Raw genomic sequence first — 17,960 nt, forward strand, 5'->3', positions numbered from 1 at the left:
GCCCATTACGCTCGCATCGTTAAACGGTTCCTGCATCTCCTGCTACACTGCCTCAACACAACACCAAAAAGGCAGGCCAACATGTCAGATAACACCTATCAGCCACCGAAAGTGTGGGAATGGAAACAGAATAACGGCGGCGCGTTCGCCAATATCAACCGTCCCGTCTCGGGCGCGACGCACGAGAAAGAGCTACCTGTGGGCGCGCACCCGCTCCAGCTGTACTCTCTCGGTACGCCGAATGGACAGAAAGTTACCATCATGCTGGAAGAGCTGCTGGCGCTGGGCGTGACGGGCGCGGAATACGACGCATGGTTGATCCGCATTGGTGAGGGCGATCAGTTCTCCAGCGGTTTTGTCGACGTGAACCCGAACTCGAAGATCCCGGCCCTGCGTGACCACTCCACCACCCCGCCGACGCGCGTCTTTGAATCCGGCAATATCCTGCTCTACCTGGCCGAGAAATTTGGTCACTTCCTGCCAAAAGATCCGGCAGGACGAACGGAAACCCTGAACTGGCTGTTCTGGTTACAGGGCGCGGCCCCGTTCCTCGGCGGCGGTTTTGGCCACTTCTATAACTACGCACCAGTGAAGATTGAGTACGCTATCGATCGCTTCACCATGGAAGCTAAACGCCTGTTCGACGTGCTGGACAAACAGTTGGCGCGCGGTCGTTACGTAGCGGGTGAGGAATATACCATTGCGGATATGGCAGTCTGGCCATGGTTTGGCTGCGTGGCGCTGGGCAGCGTGTATAACGCCGCCGAGTTCCTGGATGCCGGGAAGTACACCAACGTGCAGCGCTGGGCAAAAGATGTGGCGAATCGTCCGGCTGTTAAACGCGGGCGCATTGTTAACCGTACCAACGGCGAGCTGAACGAGCAGTTACATGAGCGTCATTCAGCAAGCGACTTCGATACCCAGACGGAAGATAAACGTCAGGGTTGATCCATGACCGGGCGGTTCGCCGCCCTTCTTCCGCGATGAGAAAAATGCGTCAGCACGCGTGCGCAAGGAGCCTCGTATGTCAGACCAGACGCTAAAAGCGACCCGACAGCAGAGTCTTATCACCTTGCTGAGTAAAAGCGACTGGCTGACTACCGATGTGCTGGCTGAAAAGCTCTCCGTCAGCAAAGAGACCATCCGCCGGGATCTGAAGTCGTTGCAGCAGCAGGGGAAGCTTCTGCGCCAGCACGGGCGCGCGCGTCTGATTCATCCGGACAGCCGCGACAGCGGTGAACCCTTTGGCGCACGCCTGAAAAGCCATTATGCCGACAAAGCCGATATTGCCCGCCACGCGCTGGGCTGGATCAGCGAAGGGATGACCATCGCCCTCGACGCCAGCTCAACCTGCTTTCATCTGGCGCGCCAGTTGCCGGACATCGACCTCACCGTATTTACCAACAGTCTGCCTATCTGCCACGAGATGGCAAAGCGCGAGCGGATCACGCTTATCTGCTCCGGCGGAACGCTTGAGCGTAAGTATCGCTGCTATGTTAACCCGGCGCTGGTGACGCAGCTAAAAGGGCTGGAGATCGATCTGTTCATCTTCTCGTGTGAAGGGGTCGATGAGCATGGCGTCCTTTGGGATCCGTCCGAGCACAACGCGGGCTTTAAGGCGCTGCTGTTAAACCGCGCCAGCCAGTCGCTGCTGCTGATCGACAAAAGTAAATTTATGCGGGCAAGTGAAGTGAAAATTGGTCAGCTGTCGCAGGTGACACAGATTATTCAGAGCGATAAACGTCAGGCCGCCAGAGACGGCCTGACACGAGAGGTTACGCGGTGAGACGGAATTTCTGCACTGAGCGCTGGAGTTCTTCGGTCTGCCGTTCAAGTGCGGCGGCGGCGGCGGAAACCTGCTCCACCAGCGAGGCGTTCTGCTGGGTCACGCCGTCCATCTGCGTGATGGCAACGCCGACCTGAGAAATACCTTTGCTCTGCTCCTCTGACGCGGTGGCGATCTGCTTCATAATGACGGTCACTTCCGTCACGTCGCGCAGGATCGCTTCCATCGTGGTACCGGTATCGTTCACCAGCTGCGCCCCCTGCTCCACGCGGGCAACGGAATCTGCAATCAGCCCTTCGATCTCTTTTGCCGCATTCGCGCTGCGGCTGGCCAGATTACGCACCTCACCCGCCACGACCGCAAAGCCCCGCCCCTGCTCCCCGGCCCGGGCCGCTTCCACCGCGGCGTTCAGCGCCAGAATATTGGTCTGGAAGGCGATGCTGTTGATGACGGTAGTGATTTCAGCGATTTTTTTCGAGCTGTCCGAAATGCCGCTCATGGTTGTGACCACATCTTCCACCAGCGAGCCGCCGCGGCTGGCCGTACTGGAGGCGACATCCGCAAGCTGGCTGGCCTGGCGCGCGCTTTCGGCGTTCAGCTTCACCGTTGCGGTTAGCTGCTCCATGCTGGCCGCGGTCTCTTCCAGCGCGGCGGCCTGCTCTTCGGTACGCGAAGAGAGATCGTTATTCCCGCTGGAGATCTCCGTTGCCCCGCGCCAGATATTCTCGCTGCCGGAACGAATCGTGCTGACCGCTTCCCGCAGGCTGTCCTGCATGGCGCTCAGCAGCGGCACCAGTTGCCCCACGCAGTTGCGGCCAAAGGATTCAATCGGCTGGCTGAGATCGCCCTGCGCAATCTGGCGGAACTGCTGACGGATACGATCCAGCGGTTTTACCAGTATCGCCACCAGGTAGCGGTCGGTGAACAGCAGGATCAACAGACCCACGATCGTGGCGGTGATAATCACCGTCCGGGTCATGCTGGTGAGGCCGTCGACCACCACGCGCGTGCTGTCGAGCGCCTTCGACGCGGTGTTGTTAAAGTTCTCAGCCGCTGCCCCGAATGCACGGCTTAGCGGCGGCGTGACGTTGTTGGCATGCTGACGATAGCCTTCGAGCGTCGCCTGCTTCGCCTGCGCCATCTGCGGCGTCACGCCACGATCGAGCAGCGCCTGCCAGGTGGAAATCACCTGCGCAGACACCTTTTCATCCATCGGGCCCGGAGAGATAGCTTTCATCTCTGCCAGCTTTTTACTCATGTTATCCAGCGCCTGCTGAGCAGGAGCCAGGTCCGGCGTGCCGCCCGCCGCTTTAACTTCCATCGCCCGGCTCAGGCGGGTGACGAAACGGAAATACTGATCGTTGCCCTGGCTCAGCACCGTCATTTGCCGGACCAGCTGGCGGTCAACATCATTACCATCAGAAACACGAGACAGAGACCAGGTGCTGTAAAGCCCCACGCCTGCCCACATGACACAAAAGATCCCCAGTATCGTCAGCATGACGAAACGGATGGTGAAATTACGAAGCATCTTCATTGAGTATTCCTTGCCGTGAGGGTGAATTCGCCCAGAGGCGAGTACTACCCTCTTTATCGGCAGATACCGCAGAAAATATACTTTTTTGTTATCGAGTCGGCATAGAATGAAAACGTTGTTTCGAAAATTCACCGACAAGAAAGGAGACATCATGTCCTGGCACCCTTACACCGGCCGATACGAAAACATGCAGTACCGATACTGCGGCAAAAGCGGCCTGCGCTTACCGGCACTGTCGCTGGGCCTGTGGCACAGCTTCGGTCACGTTCAGCCGCTCGATTCCCAGCGCGCGCTGCTGCGTAAGGCCTTCGATCTCGGTATTACCCACTTTGACCTTGCCAACAACTACGGCCCCCCACCAGGCAGCGCTGAAGAGAATTTTGGCCGTCTGCTGCGGGAGGATTTTGCCGGGTATCGTGACGAGCTGATCATCTCCACCAAAGCGGGCTACGACATGTGGCCAGGGCCGTATGGTTCGGGCGGTTCACGTAAATACCTGCTCGCCAGCCTCGACCAGAGCCTGAAACGCATGGGTGTGGAGTATGTGGATATTTTCTATTCTCACCGCGTAGACGAAAACACGCCGATGGAAGAGACCGCCTCCGCGCTGGCGCACGCGGTGCAGAGCGGAAAAGCGCTGTACGTCGGCATTTCGTCCTACTCCACGGAACGCACGGCGGTAATGGCCGAATTGCTGCGCGAGTGGAAGATCCCGCTTTTGATCCACCAGCCGTCTTACAACCTGCTTAACCGCTGGGTCGACAAGACCGGCCTGCTGGACGCGCTGGAGAAAAACGGAACGGGCTGTATCGCCTTTACCCCGCTGGCACAGGGCCTGCTCACCGGAAAATACCTGAACGGTATTCCGGACGGTTCACGTATGCAACGCGAAGGGAAAAAAGTGCGCGGCCTGACGGAGAAAATGCTGACGGAAGCCAACCTGAGCAGCCTTCGTTTGCTGAACGAGATGGCGCACGCGCGCGGGCAGACGATGGCGCAGATGGCGCTAAGCTGGCTGTTGAAAGATGAGCGTGTAACGTCGGTGCTGATTGGCGCGAGCCGCCCGGAGCAGCTGGAAGAGAACGTTCAGGCGCTGAATAACCTGCGCTTTAGCGAAGATGAACTGACGCGGATTGACCAGCACGTTGCGGATGGTGAGCTGAATTTGTGGCAGGCGTCGTCGGATAAATAAATAGTGCGGTCCGATGCTTTCGCCCCTCACCCTAACCCTCTCCCCTCTGGGGAGAGGGCAGGGTGAGGGGCATGGTGAATTTATTTCTTACTGATCTTATCCAGATACCCCATCACAAACGCCGACAGCACAAACGTCAGGTGGATAATCACATACCACATCAGCTTATTATCCGGGACGTTTTTCGCGTCCATAAAGACGCGTAACAGGTGTATAGACGAAATCGCCACAATCGACGCCGCGACTTTATTCTTCAGCGATGAGGCATCCATTTTCCCCAGCCAGTTGAGCTTTTCTTTGTGCTCGGCGATATCAAGCTGAGAGACGAAATTCTCATAACCGGAGAACATCACCATCACCAGTAATCCCCCCACCAGCGTCATATCCACCAGCGACAGCAGAACCAGAATCAAATCGGCTTCTGCCACGGAGAAAATGTTTGGCAGGACATGAAATATCTCCTGGAAGAACTTGATCGTCAGGGCGACCAGCGCCAGGGAGAGACCAAAATAGACGGGTGCGAGCAGCCAGCGAGAGGCATACATTGCGTTTTCAAAGAAGCGTTCCATAAAATCCTGTCTGCAAACGAAACCAGCGCTCAGTATATCCCAACTATACCTCGTTGGGATCCACATCCGGACGCGCATACTCCGGCCAGACCAGCGCGACCAGTTCCGGGTAGGCTTCCAGGCTAAACTCGCGAAAACACTGGCGCAGATTTAATACGTCTAAATCGGAGTACGACACCTTCTCGCCATTCAGACAGCGCTTTTTGATATTGTCGTAATATTTATAAACCGCCGAATTAAGGTCGCTACAACGGCGCTGCGCGTCGAACAGGCCGGGCGTATCATTAATTTCAACCATTTTCATTCGCTTAATTGTCGCATGGAGAAAATCGATATATTCGTGATTTACCCGCCAGTACCAGACCGGCGTCACGGCGTTCATCAATACGGAGAAATGATCTTCCCCCTCCTCTTTCGACATCAATTCAGGCTGCGGCGGTTCACTGACGTCTTTTGACGCTTTCGGTTTATTTAACTCTTGCATCAATAAAAGCACGCCAGCGGTCAGTAATAGTAACGTTATGACCGTAAAGAAAATGCTGTTCATGGGTAGGCTCCATTTTTTTTGATTTTAAAATTGCCTCATGTTATTGTCAACGAATCTCACCCTTTTTCCACCCCCACCTTTTTTGAAATTAAAGGAAATTAAAATGCTGCCCGACAATCTTGTCCCGGCAAAGTACCACATTACGCCTGTGGAACAGCCTTCGACGGAAGCAGATAAAGAGGCGAATTTCACTCAAGGAAAAAGAAAACTCTCCGACTATGAAGCCGACATATTAATTGGTGTTTCACGCACCGGCAAATCCCGTAATATGGTGCTGGAAGAGCACGATCGCCATTTAAAAGAGCGTTTATTTCGCGCCATCAAGATTGAAGCCTTAGTTCATCTACTAAATGATTTACAGGCCGAAGGGGAAATAGACGCCCAGACGCTAAGTCAAATAATGACCGAGAAAACGCAGCAAATAAATGAGGCCGGCAATGAAATTTGGCTTAATTTAATTACGCGTGAAAAAAACAATCCCATTTTTTATAACCTGGGGGAAGATTAACGTGAATGGTGACAGCGGTAATAACGTTTATTTGACTTTAGATGATAAGAAAAGCGATGAATTTATCTTAAAGCAGAATCTCGACGCCCTGAAAAAGATAAAAAATGACGAGATGACGCGAATTACGCAGGATTTGGTTTCGATTCCGGCCACGCTGGTGCGCCTGAAATGGCAGAATCGTCGGGAGATTTACGCCTTGCAGGCCAAGGAGGAGATTTACGGCGCGGTGATGAACGCCATTATTGAACAGCGCCCTGAGCTTAAAGAGAAGATCCTCGGGCGACTGGAGGCGAACTATCAGTACCTGCTGGCACGCGAGACAGCCACCCTGCGCCTGACCCGTAAACTCTCGGAAGGTCATTACCGAACTTCAAACGTGACCTGTGTAGCGCTTGATGAAGAGGCGCCGACGGCGCCTTCAGTGTGAGTCAACAATGATTGTTGCGGAATGCAGGCCGGGTAAGGCGACGCCGCCACCCGGCAGGGAAGGCTGCAAAAGCTTTCGTTTTACTTCGCGGCCGCTTTCTCTTCGCCGACCAGACCAATCTTCAGGTATCCCGCCTGATGCAGCGTGTCCATTACCTTCATCATGGTTTCATAATCGACGGTTTTATCCGCGCGGAAGAAGACGGTGGTGTCTTTCTTGCCGCCGGTAAGCTGGTCCAGCGCCGGAATAACCGAGGCATCCGTTACCGGATCGTTGCCCAGGAACATGGACTTATCGGCCTTCACGGACAGGTAAATAGGCTTTTCCGGACGCGGCTGCGGCTGGCTGGAGGACGCAGGCAGATTCACCTTCACGTCCACCGTCGCCAGCGGTGCGGCAACCATAAAGATAATCAGCAGAACCAGCATGACGTCGATAAACGGCGTCACGTTGATCTCATGCATTTCACCGTTATCGTCCAGATTTTCATTAAGACGCATTGCCATACAATCAACCTACGCGCAGTTTGGACGCCGCATGTACCGGTTTAACGGCGCTGGCGTTCAGGTCCAGATCGCGGCTTTGCAGCAGCAGAACCTGCGCGGCAACGTCACCCAGTGTGGCTTTGTAACTGCCAATCATGCGCGCGAAGATGTTATAGATAACAACCGCCGGGATAGCGGCAACCAGACCGATAGCCGTGGCCAGCAGCGCTTCTGCGATACCCGGCGCCACGACCGCAAGGTTAGTGGTCTGCGTCTGGGCGATACCGATAAAGCTGTTCATGATGCCCCAGACGGTACCGAACAGGCCGACGAACGGGGAGATGGCGCCGATAGTCGCCAGGTAGCCGTTACCGCGGCCCATATGACGACCCACGGCCGCAACGCGACGCTCCAGACGGAAGCCGGTACGCTCTTTAATGCCTTCGTTATCTTCACTGCCTGCGGAGAGTTCCAGCTCGTTCTGCGCTTCGTTCACTAACAGGGTAGTCAGGCTTTTCGCATGGAAGGATGAGGTGATATCAGAAGCCTGATCCAGAGAGCGGGCTTCCGCCAGCTGCTTCTGCTCACGCTTGAGGCGGCGTTTTTGTGAAAGAAGCTCGGCGCTCTTGCTGAAGAAGATAGCCCAGGTGATCACGGACGCCAGAATCAGGCCGATCATCACAATCTTAACTACGATGTCAGCATGTTGATACATGCCCCAAACGGAGAGATCCGTCTGCATCAAATTATTACCCACTCTGTATCTCCAGGACGCAAATCACAAAATCTGAACGTAATAATATCAAAACGTCGTCGAATTGATAGTAGTTCTCATTAGTATTTACATAGTGCCGTAATTTTCGCTCACTTTCCTTGCGCTTACGCAGTAAAAATTTCTTATGCGAATTTTTGATAATATTTTCTGCTTATTCGATAAGCATCCGGATGCACATTCTGACAATCGTGGTAGTCTGGACGTCCAGACGTATAAAAATAGGGTTAGCGAACATGACTAAAAAGCAGCTTGAGACCACGCTGGTGCAGGCAGGACGCAGTAAAAAATACACTCAGGGCTCGGTCAACAGCGTGATCCAGCGCGCCTCCTCGCTGGTGTTTGATACCGTTGAAGATAAAAAAATCGCTACGCGTAATCGCGCGAAGGGTGGGCTGTTTTACGGTCGTCGTGGCACGTTAACCCATTTCTCGTTGCAGGAAGCCATGTGCGAACTGGAGGGCGGCGCGGGCTGCGCGCTGTTCCCGTGCGGCGCGGCGGCGGTCGCCAATACCATTCTGGCGTTTGTGGAACAGGGTGACCATGTCCTGATGACCAATACCGCCTACGAGCCAAGCCAGGACTTCTGCACCAAAATACTCAGCAAGCTCGGCGTCACCACCAGCTGGTTCGATCCGCTGATTGGGGCCGGTATTGCCGCGCTTATTCAGCCCAACACGCGCGTTGTGTTCCTGGAATCTCCCGGCTCCATCACCATGGAAGTGCATGACGTCCCGGCCATCGTGAAGGCGGTGCGCAGCATAGCGCCGGAAGCGATCATCATGATCGACAACACCTGGGCGGCAGGTGTGCTGTTTAAAGCCCTGGAATTTGACATCGATATCTCCATTCAGGCGGCGACCAAATACCTGATTGGCCATTCCGACGGCATGATCGGTACGGCGGTGTCTAACGCCCGCTGCTGGGATCAATTGCGTGAAAACGCCTACCTGATGGGCCAGATGGTGGATGCCGATACCGCCTACATGACCAGCCGGGGCATCCGTACGCTCGGCGTGCGTCTGCGTCAGCATCACGAAAGCAGCCTGCAAATTGCACAGTGGCTGGCGCTGCATCCGCAGGTGGAGCGCGTTAACCATCCGGCGCTGCCGGGCAGCAAGGGCCACGAATACTGGCAACGTGACTTTACGGGCAGCAGCGGGTTGTTCTCATTTGTTCTTAAAAAGCGCCTGAATGACGCCGAACTGGCAAGCTATCTGGATAACTTTACCCTCTTCAGCATGGCCTATTCATGGGGTGGGTTTGAATCGCTGATCCTGCCCAACCAGCCGGAGCAGATTGCGGCCCTGCGCCCGGGCGGCGAGGTGGACTTCGAGGGGACCTTAATCCGCCTGCATATCGGGCTGGAAAATGTGGACGATTTAATTGCGGATTTATCGGCAGGATTTGAGCGCATCGTGTAAAGTGCTGGCTGAAATGTACTCCCCGGACGCTATTCTGAACATCGCAAGCAGAAAAGTCTGTATGAGATGCGCCTGCGATCAACCCCGACAGGCAAAATTGGGAGTACAATAGCGTTATATCTGCTGTTCCACAGGAAAGTCCATGGCTGTTATTCAAAATATCATCACGGCGCTCTGGCAACACGATTTTGCCGCGCTGGCGGACCCGCATGTCGTCGGGATTGTCTATTTCGTGATGTTCGCGACGCTGTTTCTGGAAAATGGATTACTGCCAGCCTCATTTTTACCCGGTGACAGCCTGCTCCTGCTCGCAGGGGCGTTAATCGGCAAGGGCGTGATGGACTTCGCACCGACAATGGTGATCCTCACCTCTGCGGCCAGTCTCGGCTGTTGGCTGAGCTACCTGCAAGGGCGCTGGCTTGGAAACACTCGCGTGGTGAAAGGCTGGCTGGCGCAGCTGCCGCATAAATATCACCAGCGCGCGACCTGCATGTTTGACCGTCACGGCCTGCTGGCGTTACTTGCCGGGCGTTTTCTGGCGTTTGTTCGTACCCTGTTGCCTACCATGGCGGGTATTTCAGGCCTCTCTAACCGCCGCTTCCAGTTCTTCAACTGGCTGAGCGCCCTGCTCTGGGTAGGCGTGGTCACCACGCTCGGCTACGCGCTGAATATGATCCCCTTTGTTAAGCGCCATGAAGACCAGGTGATGACCTTCCTGATGATCCTGCCGATTTTCCTGCTGGTTGCAGGGCTGGTGGGTACCATTGCGGTGGTGATTAAGAAAAAGTATTGCAGCGCATAAATAAAAGCCGGGTGGCGCTACCGCTTACCCGGCCTCCATTTCCCCTCAGGCTCCCTGCATGGTTCTTATACGTGACGCATCTTCCCCCGGCGTGACGCCGAAGTAGCGCTTAAACTCCCGACTAAACTGCGACGCGCTTTCATACCCGACCCGCATCGCCGCGGCGCTGGCCTTCATGCCATCGTGGATCATCAGCATCCGCGCCTTATGCAGACGGTAGGTTTTAAGGTACTGCAACGGCGACGTGCTGGTGACAGATTTAAAGTTATGGTGAAACGCCGAGACGCTCATATTGGCTTCCGCCGCCAGCTGGTCAACGCTGAGGTTTTCCGTGTACTGGCTCTCGATGCGCTTCAGCACGCGGCTAATCAGGCTGAAGTGCGTTTGCCGGCTTACCAGCGCCAGCAGTGCCCCGCCGCCCGGTCCCAGCAGCACATGGTAAAGAATTTCGCGGATAATCTGCTTTCCGAGAATACGCGCATCCAGCGGCCTTTCCATCACGTCTAACAGGCGTTCAATCGCGCAGAGAATTTCCTCCGACAGGGTCGCGGAGTTGATACCGCTTGCCGCCATTGACGGCCGGAAAAGTTCGTCCTCCCCAATCTCCATCAGCAGCTCCTGCAACTGGAGGATGTCGACGTTGACGCGGATCCCGGCCAGCGGTACCTCCTCTGTCGCGAAAGTTTCACATTCGAAGGGTAAAGGTACTGTCAGAAGCAGATATTCATTGGTGTCGTAACGGAACACGCGCTCATTGATATAGCCAATCTTATGGCCAGAAAAGAGAAACACGATGCCGGGCTGATACATCACCGGGGTGCGCGTCCCGGGCTGGGTACCGTAGAGCAATCGGATATCCGGCAGCAGCTCAGCCGAATCATTTCCGTTATCTATCAGTCTTTTAATCTGCGACGTTAGCTGGCGGCAGATGGCATCACGGTTCATTTTCAGTTACTCCGGGTACGGTTTCCGACGCTGACAGTGTGCGCATTTTCTTACCGTTTCTCCAGCACGCTGTAGAAATGGGCAAGACATCGGCAGGAATGTGCATTGAGAGGATAGCGCCTGCCCGCCACAATGAGCAGCATCAGGTTGCCTTCTGCGCCACCACGATTTTTTACCCACTACAGGGAACAAGCCATGAACAACTTTAATCTTCATACCCCAACCCGCATTCTGTTTGGTAAAAACGCTATCGCTGACCTGCGCGCGCAAATCCCGACGGACGCCCGCGTCCTGATTACCTACGGCGGCGGCAGCGTGAAAAAAACCGGCGTACTGGATCAGGTGTACAGCGCTCTGGAAGGTCTGGACGTGCGCGAGTTCGGCGGTATCGAGCCTAACCCGTCTTATGAAACGCTGATGAACGCGGTAAAAATCGCCCGTGAGGAGCAAATCACCTTCCTGCTGGCTGTGGGCGGCGGTTCCGTGCTGGACGGCACCAAATTCATCGCGGCGGCGGCCCATTACGCTGACGGCATCGACCCGTGGCATATTCTGGAAACGGGCGGCAGCGACATCAGCAGTGCGATCCCGATGGGCTCCGTGCTGACGCTGCCGGCCACCGGATCAGAGTCCAACAAAGGCGCGGTCATCTCTCGTAAAACCACCGGTGACAAGCAGGCCTTTATGAACGAACACGTTCAGCCCGTGTTCGCGATCCTCGATCCGGTTTACACCTATACCCTGCCTGCGCGTCAGGTGGCGAACGGCGTGGTCGACGCCTTTGTTCACACCGTTGAGCAGTACGTTACTTACCCGGTAAACGCCAAAATTCAGGATCGTTTCGCGGAAGGCATTCTGCTGACGCTGATTGAAGAAGGTCCAAAAGCGCTGAAAGAGCCTGAAAATTACGACGTGCGTGCCAACGTGATGTGGGCTGCCACCCAGGCGCTGAACGGCCTGATCGGCGCAGGCGTGCCGCAGGACTGGGCTACTCATATGCTCGGTCACGAGCTAACGGCGATGCACGGCCTGGATCACGCCCAGACGCTGGCGGTGGTTCTGCCTGCGCTGTGGAACGAAAAACGTGACGCTAAACGCGCCAAACTGCTCCAGTACGCCGAACGCGTGTGGAACATCACCGACGGTTCCGACGATGCGCGTATCGATGCCGCGATTGAAGCCACCCGTCACTTCTTTGAAAGCCTGGGCGTGCCAACGCGTCTCTCTGGCTACGGCCTGGACGGCAGCTCCATCCCTGCCCTGCTGGCGAAACTGGAAGCACACGGTATGACGCAGATCGGCGAGCATGGCGACATCACCCTGGACGTCAGCCGTCGTATTTACGAAGCGGCACGCTAAGCGTTTTTAGGATCCTGACTTTCGTTTTTTGACATTTCGTCCAGACTTAATGCACATCACATCGTCGGAGGTTCCCTCCGGCGATGAGCACCTGAAGGAGGAAAAATGGCAAACCAAACCGTAATCAAGCTACAGGACGGCAACGTGATGCCCCAGCTGGGGCTAGGTGTATGGAAAGCCGGTAACGACGAGGTCGTCTCCGCCATTCATAAAGCCCTGGAAGTCGGCTATCGGTCCATCGATACCGCCGCCGCCTATAAAAACGAGGACGGCGTGGGAAAAGCGCTTGCCAGCGCCGGCGTTCCCCGGGATGAGCTTTTCATCACCACCAAGCTGTGGAACGACGATCAAAAGCGTCCCCGCGAAGCGTTGCAGGAGAGTCTGGAGAAACTCCAGCTCGATTTCGTCGATCTTTATCTCATGCACTGGCCGGTGCCGGCTATCGACCATTATGTTGATGCCTGGAAGGGGATGATTGAACTGCAAAAAGAGGGGCTGATAAAAAGCATCGGCGTCTGTAATTTCCAGGTTCATCATCTGCAACGCCTGATTGATGAAACGGGCGTCGCGCCGGTAATTAACCAGATTGAGCTGCACCCGCTGATGCAGCAGCGCCAGCTTCATTCATGGAACGCCACGCACAAGATCCAGACCGAATCCTGGAGCCCATTGGCCCAGGGCGGCGAAGGGGTGTTTGACCAGAAAATCATCCGTGAACTGGCGGATAAGTACGGTAAAACCCCGGCGCAGATCGTCATTCGCTGGCATCTGGATAGCGGTCTGGTGGTGATCCCGAAATCGGTCACGCCATCGCGTATCGCCGAGAACTTCGACGTCTGGGATTTCCGCCTGGATAAAGACGAGCTGGGTGAAATTGCGAAGCTGGATCAGGGCAAACGGCTTGGGCCGGACCCGGATCAGTTTGGCGGGTGATCCCCTCACCCTGCCCTCTCCCCGGAGGGGAGAGGGTTAGACCTGTAGGCCCGGTAAGCGCAGCGCCATCGGGCATTGTTACAGGTTTAACCGGTCTTACGTTTTACGTTCTTCTTCGTTCCCGCAACACCGTTCGAACGCTGATGCGCAATAGGCGTGTGCTTGGTCAGCGCCGGGCGCGTGTTGCGGTTCTGGCGGCGCGCTTCGCGCATCTCTTCCAGCGTTGGCGCAGGCACCAGGCAATCACGACGCGAGCCGATCAGGTGCTTTTTCCCCATCTCTTCCAGCGCCTGACGGATCAGCGGCCAGTTTTTCGGATCGTGATAGCGCAGCAGCGCTTTATGCAGACGGCGCTGTTTATCCCCTTTCGGCACCACCACGTCTTCGCTCTTATAACCAATCTTACTCAGCGGGTTTTTGCCGGTGTAATACATGGTCGTCGAGTTGGCGAGCGGCGACGGGTAGAAGTTCTGCACCTGATCCAGACGGAATCGACGCTGCTTCAGCCACAGCGCCAGATTCACCATGTCTTCAGCACGGGTGCCGGGGTGTGCGGAGATGAAGTATGGGATCAGATACTGCTCTTTCCCCGCCTGTTTTGAATAGGTATCAAACAGCTGTTTAAAGCGGTCATAGCTGCCCATGCCTGGCTTCATCATTTTGGACAGCGGGCCTTCTTCGGTGTGCTCCGGGGCGATCTTCAGATAACCGCCAACGTGGTGCGTCGCCAGCTCTTTGATGTAGCGCGGATCTTCCACCGCAATGTCGTAACGCACGCCGGAGGCGATCAGGATCTTCTTGATGCCTTTCAGGTCACGGGCGCGACGGTAAAGATTGATAGTCGGCTCGTGGTTGGTGTCCATATGCTCGCAAATGCTCGGATAGACGCAGGAGAGACGACGGCAGGTCTGCTCGGCGCGCGGCGATTTACAGCGCAGCATGTACATGTTGGCCGTTGGACCACCCAGATCGGAGATCACGCCGGTAAAGCCCGGCACCGTGTCGCGAATCGCTTCGATCTCGTTAACAATCGACTCTTCGGAACGGCTCTGAATAATACGGCCTTCATGTTCGGTGATCGAACAGAAGGAGCACCCGCCGAAGCAGCCGCGCATGATGTTGACCGAGAAACGAATCATCTCGTACGCCGGAATACGGCTGTTGCCATATGACGGATGCGGCACACGCTTGTACGGCAGAGCAAAGACGCTGTCCATCTCTTCGGTAGAGAGCGGGATCGCTGGCGGGTTAACCCAGATATAGCGCTCGCCGTGCTTTTGCATCAGCGCTCGCGCGCAGCCGGGGTTGGTTTCATGGTGTAAGATGCGCGACGCGTGGGCGTAGAGTACTTTATCGCTTTTTACTTTTTCGTAAGACGGCAGCAGCACATAGGTTTTTTCCCACGGCTTCGGACGCGGCGGCTGCACCACCACGGCCTTTGCTTCCGCTTTCTTCGGCTCAACCGGTTTGTTATCCGCGCACGGTAGATCGTCACCGTACGGATGTGGGATAGGGTCGATTTTGCCCGGCATATCGATAATGCGGGAATCCACCCCACTCCAGCCCGGCAGCGCCTCTTTCACCATGATCGCGGTGTTGCGTACGTCGCGGATCTCGCTGACCGCTTCACCCTGCGCCAGGCGATGCGCCACTTCCACCAGCGGACGCTCGCCGTTGCCGAAGATCAGCATGTCGGCTTTCGAATCCACCAGCACCGAACGGCGCACGGTATCAGACCAGTAGTCGTAGTGTGCGGTGCGGCGCAGGCTCGCCTCGATGCCGCCCAGGATCACCGGCACGTCTTTCCATGCTTCTTTGCATCGCTGGGTGTAGACGAGGGTCGCGCGATCGGGACGTTTACCCGCCACGTTGTCAGCCGTGTAAGCGTCGTCATGGCGCAGCTTACGGTCGGCGGTATAGCGGTTGATCATCGAGTCCATGTTGCCCGCGGTCACGCCGAAAAACAGGTTAGGCTTGCCCAGACGCATAAAGTCGTCTTTGCTGTTCCAGTCAGGCTGGGAGATGATCCCCACGCGGAAGCCCTGGGCTTCAAGCATACGGCCACAGATCGCCATGCCAAAGCTCGGGTGATCGACATACGCATCGCCCGTTACCAGAATGATATCGCAGCTGTCCCAGCCCAGTTGATCCATCTCTTCCCGGGACATCGGCAGGAACGGCGCCGGTCCAAAGCAGGCTGCCCAGTACTGGGGCCAGGAGAAGAGGTCGCGATCCGGCTGGATCAGGGAAATAGCGCTCATAATGCTTCCGAATAAAAAATAGACAAAAGGAGCGGGATTATACGCTGGTTTACCGGGGGAAATGAAGGGGTATTGTGCGGGCTGTTGCCCTCACCCCAACCCTCTCCCACAGGGAGAGGGAGAAAGCGTTTTATGGTGCCGGATTCACCAGCATCTGCCCTACCGATCCCCTGTCCATCATCTCCAGCGTCTGGCTGTGGAACAGGAACGGGAAGTGCGGCCAGGAAGGCTGGCCGTAGTAGACGAGCAGTTCGACCTGGCCATCCACCCAGACGGTATCTTTCCAGCCCCTGTCTTCCGGGAACGGCATCGCCCCGTTGACGTTGCGGATCAGGAATGACACCCCTTCAATATGGAACGACTGCGGCATCTCCGAGCGGACGGTCCAGCGCTCCCATGTTCCCTGTTGGGCGGTGATATCAATGCGGTTTACGTCCCACAGCGCACCGTTGATGCCCGGATCGTCGCCAAGGCTGATATCGCGACTGCGTACTGCCGGGCCGGTCACAATCTCCTGCGGCAGCAGGCGCATCGGCAGACTGTCGGTCACCAGCGGCAACAGGCCGGTCGGGCGCAGCGTGAGCACCAGCGTGGAGACCAGCACGCTCGACGGTTCAAAGAAGCCACGAATACGGTCAACAATACTTGCCGCTTCGCCGCAGGTCACGGACACTTCATCCCCGTTGGTCATATCCACGAGGATCTCACGACGTTCGCCCGGTGCGAGCGCCAGCTGTTTTACCGACACCGGCGCAGGTAATAACCCCTGATCGCCTGAAATCACGTGCAGCGCGCGGCCGTCGCTCATCTGCAACTGGTAGCGGCGCGAGTTAGAGGCATTCAGCAGACGCAGGCGCACCCAGCCACGAGACACTTCAACATACGGGCTTTGCGCGCCGTTAACCAGCAGCGTATCGCCGACAAAACCACCGCTGCCCGGCTCGCTGTACTCCGGCGTGCCGAAGTTATCCAGCCGCTTGTCCTGAATAATGATCGGGAAATCATCAACGCCGTAGTGATTCGGGATCGGCAGCGTTTTGCTGACCTCATCTTCAATCAGCCACATTCCGGCCAGGCCGTTGTAGACCTGCTGGGCGGTGCGGTTCGGGGTGTTGGCGTGATACCACAATGTCGCCGCGCTCTGACGAATCGGGAGGACGGGCGCCCAGTCGGCATTCGGCGACATCATGCGTGCCGCGCCGCCAATCAGCGGCCCCGGCACCTGCAAACCACTGACGGTCATCGCGACATTTTCCGTCGTACGGTTACTGTAGATGAGCTTAACGTCATCGCCATTCCACACGCGAATGGTCGGCCCGAGGTAGCGTCCGTTAATGCCCCATACCTGCGCGCGCGTTCCCTGGGTAAAGGACCAGTGGCTACGCTGAAGCGTGAGGAATAGCGGCTGCCCGCGACGGGATTCAATCAACGGCGGAATAGGCAGCGGCTGTTGCTGCCCGGCGGCGCTGGCTGTCCGCGGCATCGCACCCGCACAAAGGGCGATACCCGAAGCCTGAATAAACTGACGCCGACTGAGTGACATATAAGCTCCATCTGAAACGACTAACAACGCGGGAATTCGTTTTCCCTTACACGACACCGGGTCAAATCTTACCGGCGGCTTCTCGCTCTGCAACTTCTTTATCGAGCTGCGCAATATGCTGAGCCATCAGCTCGCGGCAGTGCGTGGCCAGCTCGCGCACCTGGTCTTTACCGTATTTTGAGGTATCTACCGGCGGCAGCATTTCGACAATGACCAGTCCGTTATTCAGACGGTTAAGATTAATCTTATTCGATGTATTGGAAACACACACGGGAATAATTGGAACGCCTGCCGCAATTGCAGCATGAAACGCGCCGGTCTTGAACGGCAGCAGGCCGCGACCACGGCTGCGCGTCCCTTCCGGGAACATCCAGATGGAAATCCGGCGCTTTTTAAACTGATCCACCACTTCCGCAATGGTGCCATGCGCTTTGGCGCGGTTGTTACGGTCAATCAGTAAGTTACCGGTGAGCCAGTACAGCTGACCGAAAAACGGGATCCACAGCAGGCTTTTTTTACCCACGGTTACGGTCGGCGGAAGAACAATATTTGAGGCCGTCACCATATCGTAGTTGTTCTGATGGTTAGCGATATAGATGGCGTTACCGAAATTCTCCGCCCCTTCAGGCAGACGCTTTTCAACCTTCAGGCCAAACAGCGGCGCAAGACGACCAAACATGTGGCCAAACGTCGCGACATGCTTTGGGTTACGCGGGCTGAACAGGCAATAAATCGATCCGAAAATACAGACCAGAATGCAATAAATAACGGTAAGAATGAGACGAACAATGTATAGCATAGCGACCTCTGAAGCCCTGACAGCTGACAATTATACTTCACCTGTGGCCAGGTAAGGACTTTATTACGAGC

The 17,960-nt window shown here is 56.1% G+C and carries 18 protein-coding genes; 9 read left to right on the plus strand and 9 right to left on the minus strand.

The annotated features are described in order from the left end of the window. The first annotated feature begins 81 nt into the window (after positions 1-81). Both yghU and fucR read left to right on the plus strand, forming a co-directional pair. The gene (yghU, locus tag RS584_RS19595; RefSeq protein WP_003862465.1) at positions 82-948 is read left to right on the plus strand and encodes a glutathione-dependent disulfide-bond oxidoreductase; all 867 of its coding nucleotides are present in this window, start codon (positions 82-84) and stop codon (positions 946-948) included. A gap of 76 nt (positions 949-1,024) precedes the next feature. Next, on the plus strand, positions 1,025-1,786 hold the full coding sequence (gene fucR / locus RS584_RS19600) for an L-fucose operon activator (RefSeq protein ID WP_015571863.1): 762 nt from the start codon (positions 1,025-1,027) through the stop codon (positions 1,784-1,786). On the opposite strand, the gene RS584_RS19605 is transcribed toward fucR, so the two are convergent. Then, complete coding sequence (locus tag RS584_RS19605; protein ID WP_110293060.1) at positions 1,776-3,323, minus strand: methyl-accepting chemotaxis protein; 1,548 nt, start codon at positions 3,321-3,323, stop codon at positions 1,776-1,778. The two genes, fucR and RS584_RS19605, sit on opposite strands and share 11 nt — an antisense overlap. Positions 3,324-3,474: 151 nt before the next feature. On the opposite strand from RS584_RS19605, the gene RS584_RS19610 reads away from it, so the two are divergent. Continuing rightward, positions 3,475-4,515: an aldo/keto reductase gene (locus tag RS584_RS19610; protein ID WP_032649519.1), complete on the plus strand. Its 1,041-nt coding sequence runs from the start codon at positions 3,475-3,477 to the stop codon at positions 4,513-4,515. 80 nt (positions 4,516-4,595) lie between these two features. On the opposite strand, the gene RS584_RS19615 is transcribed toward RS584_RS19610, so the two are convergent. After that, a complete protein-coding gene (locus RS584_RS19615) occupies positions 4,596-5,084 on the minus strand; it encodes a TIGR00645 family protein (protein ID WP_006811956.1) in 489 nt (162 codons plus the stop codon). A 43-nt stretch (positions 5,085-5,127) separates the two neighbouring features. Beyond that, positions 5,128-5,631, minus strand: coding sequence for an ESA_00282 family adhesion-associated protein (locus tag RS584_RS19620; protein WP_315748499.1), 504 nt, complete (start codon positions 5,629-5,631; stop codon positions 5,128-5,130). A 103-nt stretch (positions 5,632-5,734) separates the two neighbouring features. On the opposite strand from RS584_RS19620, the gene RS584_RS19625 reads away from it, so the two are divergent. Both RS584_RS19625 and RS584_RS19630 read left to right on the plus strand, forming a co-directional pair. Beyond that, positions 5,735-6,139, plus strand: coding sequence for a hypothetical protein (locus tag RS584_RS19625; RefSeq protein WP_032649523.1), 405 nt, complete (start codon positions 5,735-5,737; stop codon positions 6,137-6,139). A gap of 1 nt (position 6,140) precedes the next feature. Further along, positions 6,141-6,566 carry a cytoplasmic protein gene (locus RS584_RS19630; RefSeq protein ID WP_315748500.1) on the plus strand — a complete coding sequence of 142 codons (426 nt, stop codon included), beginning with the start codon at positions 6,141-6,143 and terminating at the stop codon, positions 6,564-6,566. An 80-nt stretch (positions 6,567-6,646) separates the two neighbouring features. Here RS584_RS19630 and exbD read toward each other — a convergent pair whose 3' ends face one another. Both exbD and exbB read right to left on the minus strand, forming a co-directional pair. Further along, positions 6,647-7,072 carry a TonB system transport protein ExbD gene (gene exbD / locus RS584_RS19635; protein WP_001251472.1) on the minus strand — a complete coding sequence of 142 codons (426 nt, stop codon included), beginning with the start codon at positions 7,070-7,072 and terminating at the stop codon, positions 6,647-6,649. Positions 7,073-7,076: 4 nt separating this feature from the next. Further along, positions 7,077-7,808 (minus strand): tol-pal system-associated acyl-CoA thioesterase, encoded by a 732-nt coding sequence (gene exbB, locus RS584_RS19640; protein ID WP_003862482.1) that lies wholly within the window; start codon positions 7,806-7,808, stop codon positions 7,077-7,079. Positions 7,809-8,059: 251 nt separating this feature from the next. Here exbB and metC point away from each other — a divergent pair, with 251 nt between their 5' ends. Continuing rightward, positions 8,060-9,247, plus strand: a complete 1,188-nt coding sequence (gene metC / locus RS584_RS19645; RefSeq protein WP_015571868.1) for a cystathionine beta-lyase — start codon at positions 8,060-8,062, stop codon at positions 9,245-9,247. Positions 9,248-9,389: 142 nt separating this feature from the next. Next, a complete protein-coding gene (gene yghB / locus RS584_RS19650) occupies positions 9,390-10,049 on the plus strand; it encodes a DedA family general envelope maintenance protein YghB (protein ID WP_015571869.1) in 660 nt (219 codons plus the stop codon). Positions 10,050-10,094: 45 nt separating this feature from the next. Here the strand turns inward: yghB and RS584_RS19655 are convergent, their stop codons facing one another. Then, a complete protein-coding gene (locus RS584_RS19655) occupies positions 10,095-10,994 on the minus strand; it encodes an AraC family transcriptional regulator (protein ID WP_017382749.1) in 900 nt (299 codons plus the stop codon). A gap of 195 nt (positions 10,995-11,189) precedes the next feature. On the opposite strand from RS584_RS19655, the gene yqhD reads away from it, so the two are divergent. Then, complete coding sequence (yqhD, locus tag RS584_RS19660; RefSeq protein WP_003862492.1) at positions 11,190-12,353, plus strand: alcohol dehydrogenase; 1,164 nt, start codon at positions 11,190-11,192, stop codon at positions 12,351-12,353. A gap of 105 nt (positions 12,354-12,458) precedes the next feature. Next, complete coding sequence (dkgA, locus tag RS584_RS19665) at positions 12,459-13,286, plus strand: 2,5-didehydrogluconate reductase DkgA (RefSeq protein WP_003862493.1); 828 nt, start codon at positions 12,459-12,461, stop codon at positions 13,284-13,286. Positions 13,287-13,372: 86 nt separating this feature from the next. Here dkgA and RS584_RS19670 read toward each other — a convergent pair whose 3' ends face one another. From RS584_RS19670 to plsC, 3 genes are all read right to left on the minus strand, one after another. Next, complete coding sequence (locus tag RS584_RS19670; RefSeq protein ID WP_315748501.1) at positions 13,373-15,547, minus strand: YgiQ family radical SAM protein; 2,175 nt, start codon at positions 15,545-15,547, stop codon at positions 13,373-13,375. A 130-nt stretch (positions 15,548-15,677) separates the two neighbouring features. Continuing rightward, the gene (gene ftsP, locus RS584_RS19675; protein WP_017384056.1) at positions 15,678-17,090 is read right to left on the minus strand and encodes a cell division protein FtsP; all 1,413 of its coding nucleotides are present in this window, start codon (positions 17,088-17,090) and stop codon (positions 15,678-15,680) included. A gap of 61 nt (positions 17,091-17,151) precedes the next feature. Beyond that, positions 17,152-17,889, minus strand: coding sequence for a 1-acylglycerol-3-phosphate O-acyltransferase (plsC, locus tag RS584_RS19680; RefSeq protein WP_003862497.1), 738 nt, complete (start codon positions 17,887-17,889; stop codon positions 17,152-17,154). Positions 17,890-17,960: the final 71 nt, after the last annotated feature.

This window comes from Enterobacter sp. DTU_2021_1002640_1_SI_PRY_ASU_LCPMC_013 (assembly GCF_032389435.1).
Classification (GTDB): domain Bacteria; phylum Pseudomonadota; class Gammaproteobacteria; order Enterobacterales; family Enterobacteriaceae; genus Enterobacter; species Enterobacter hormaechei_C.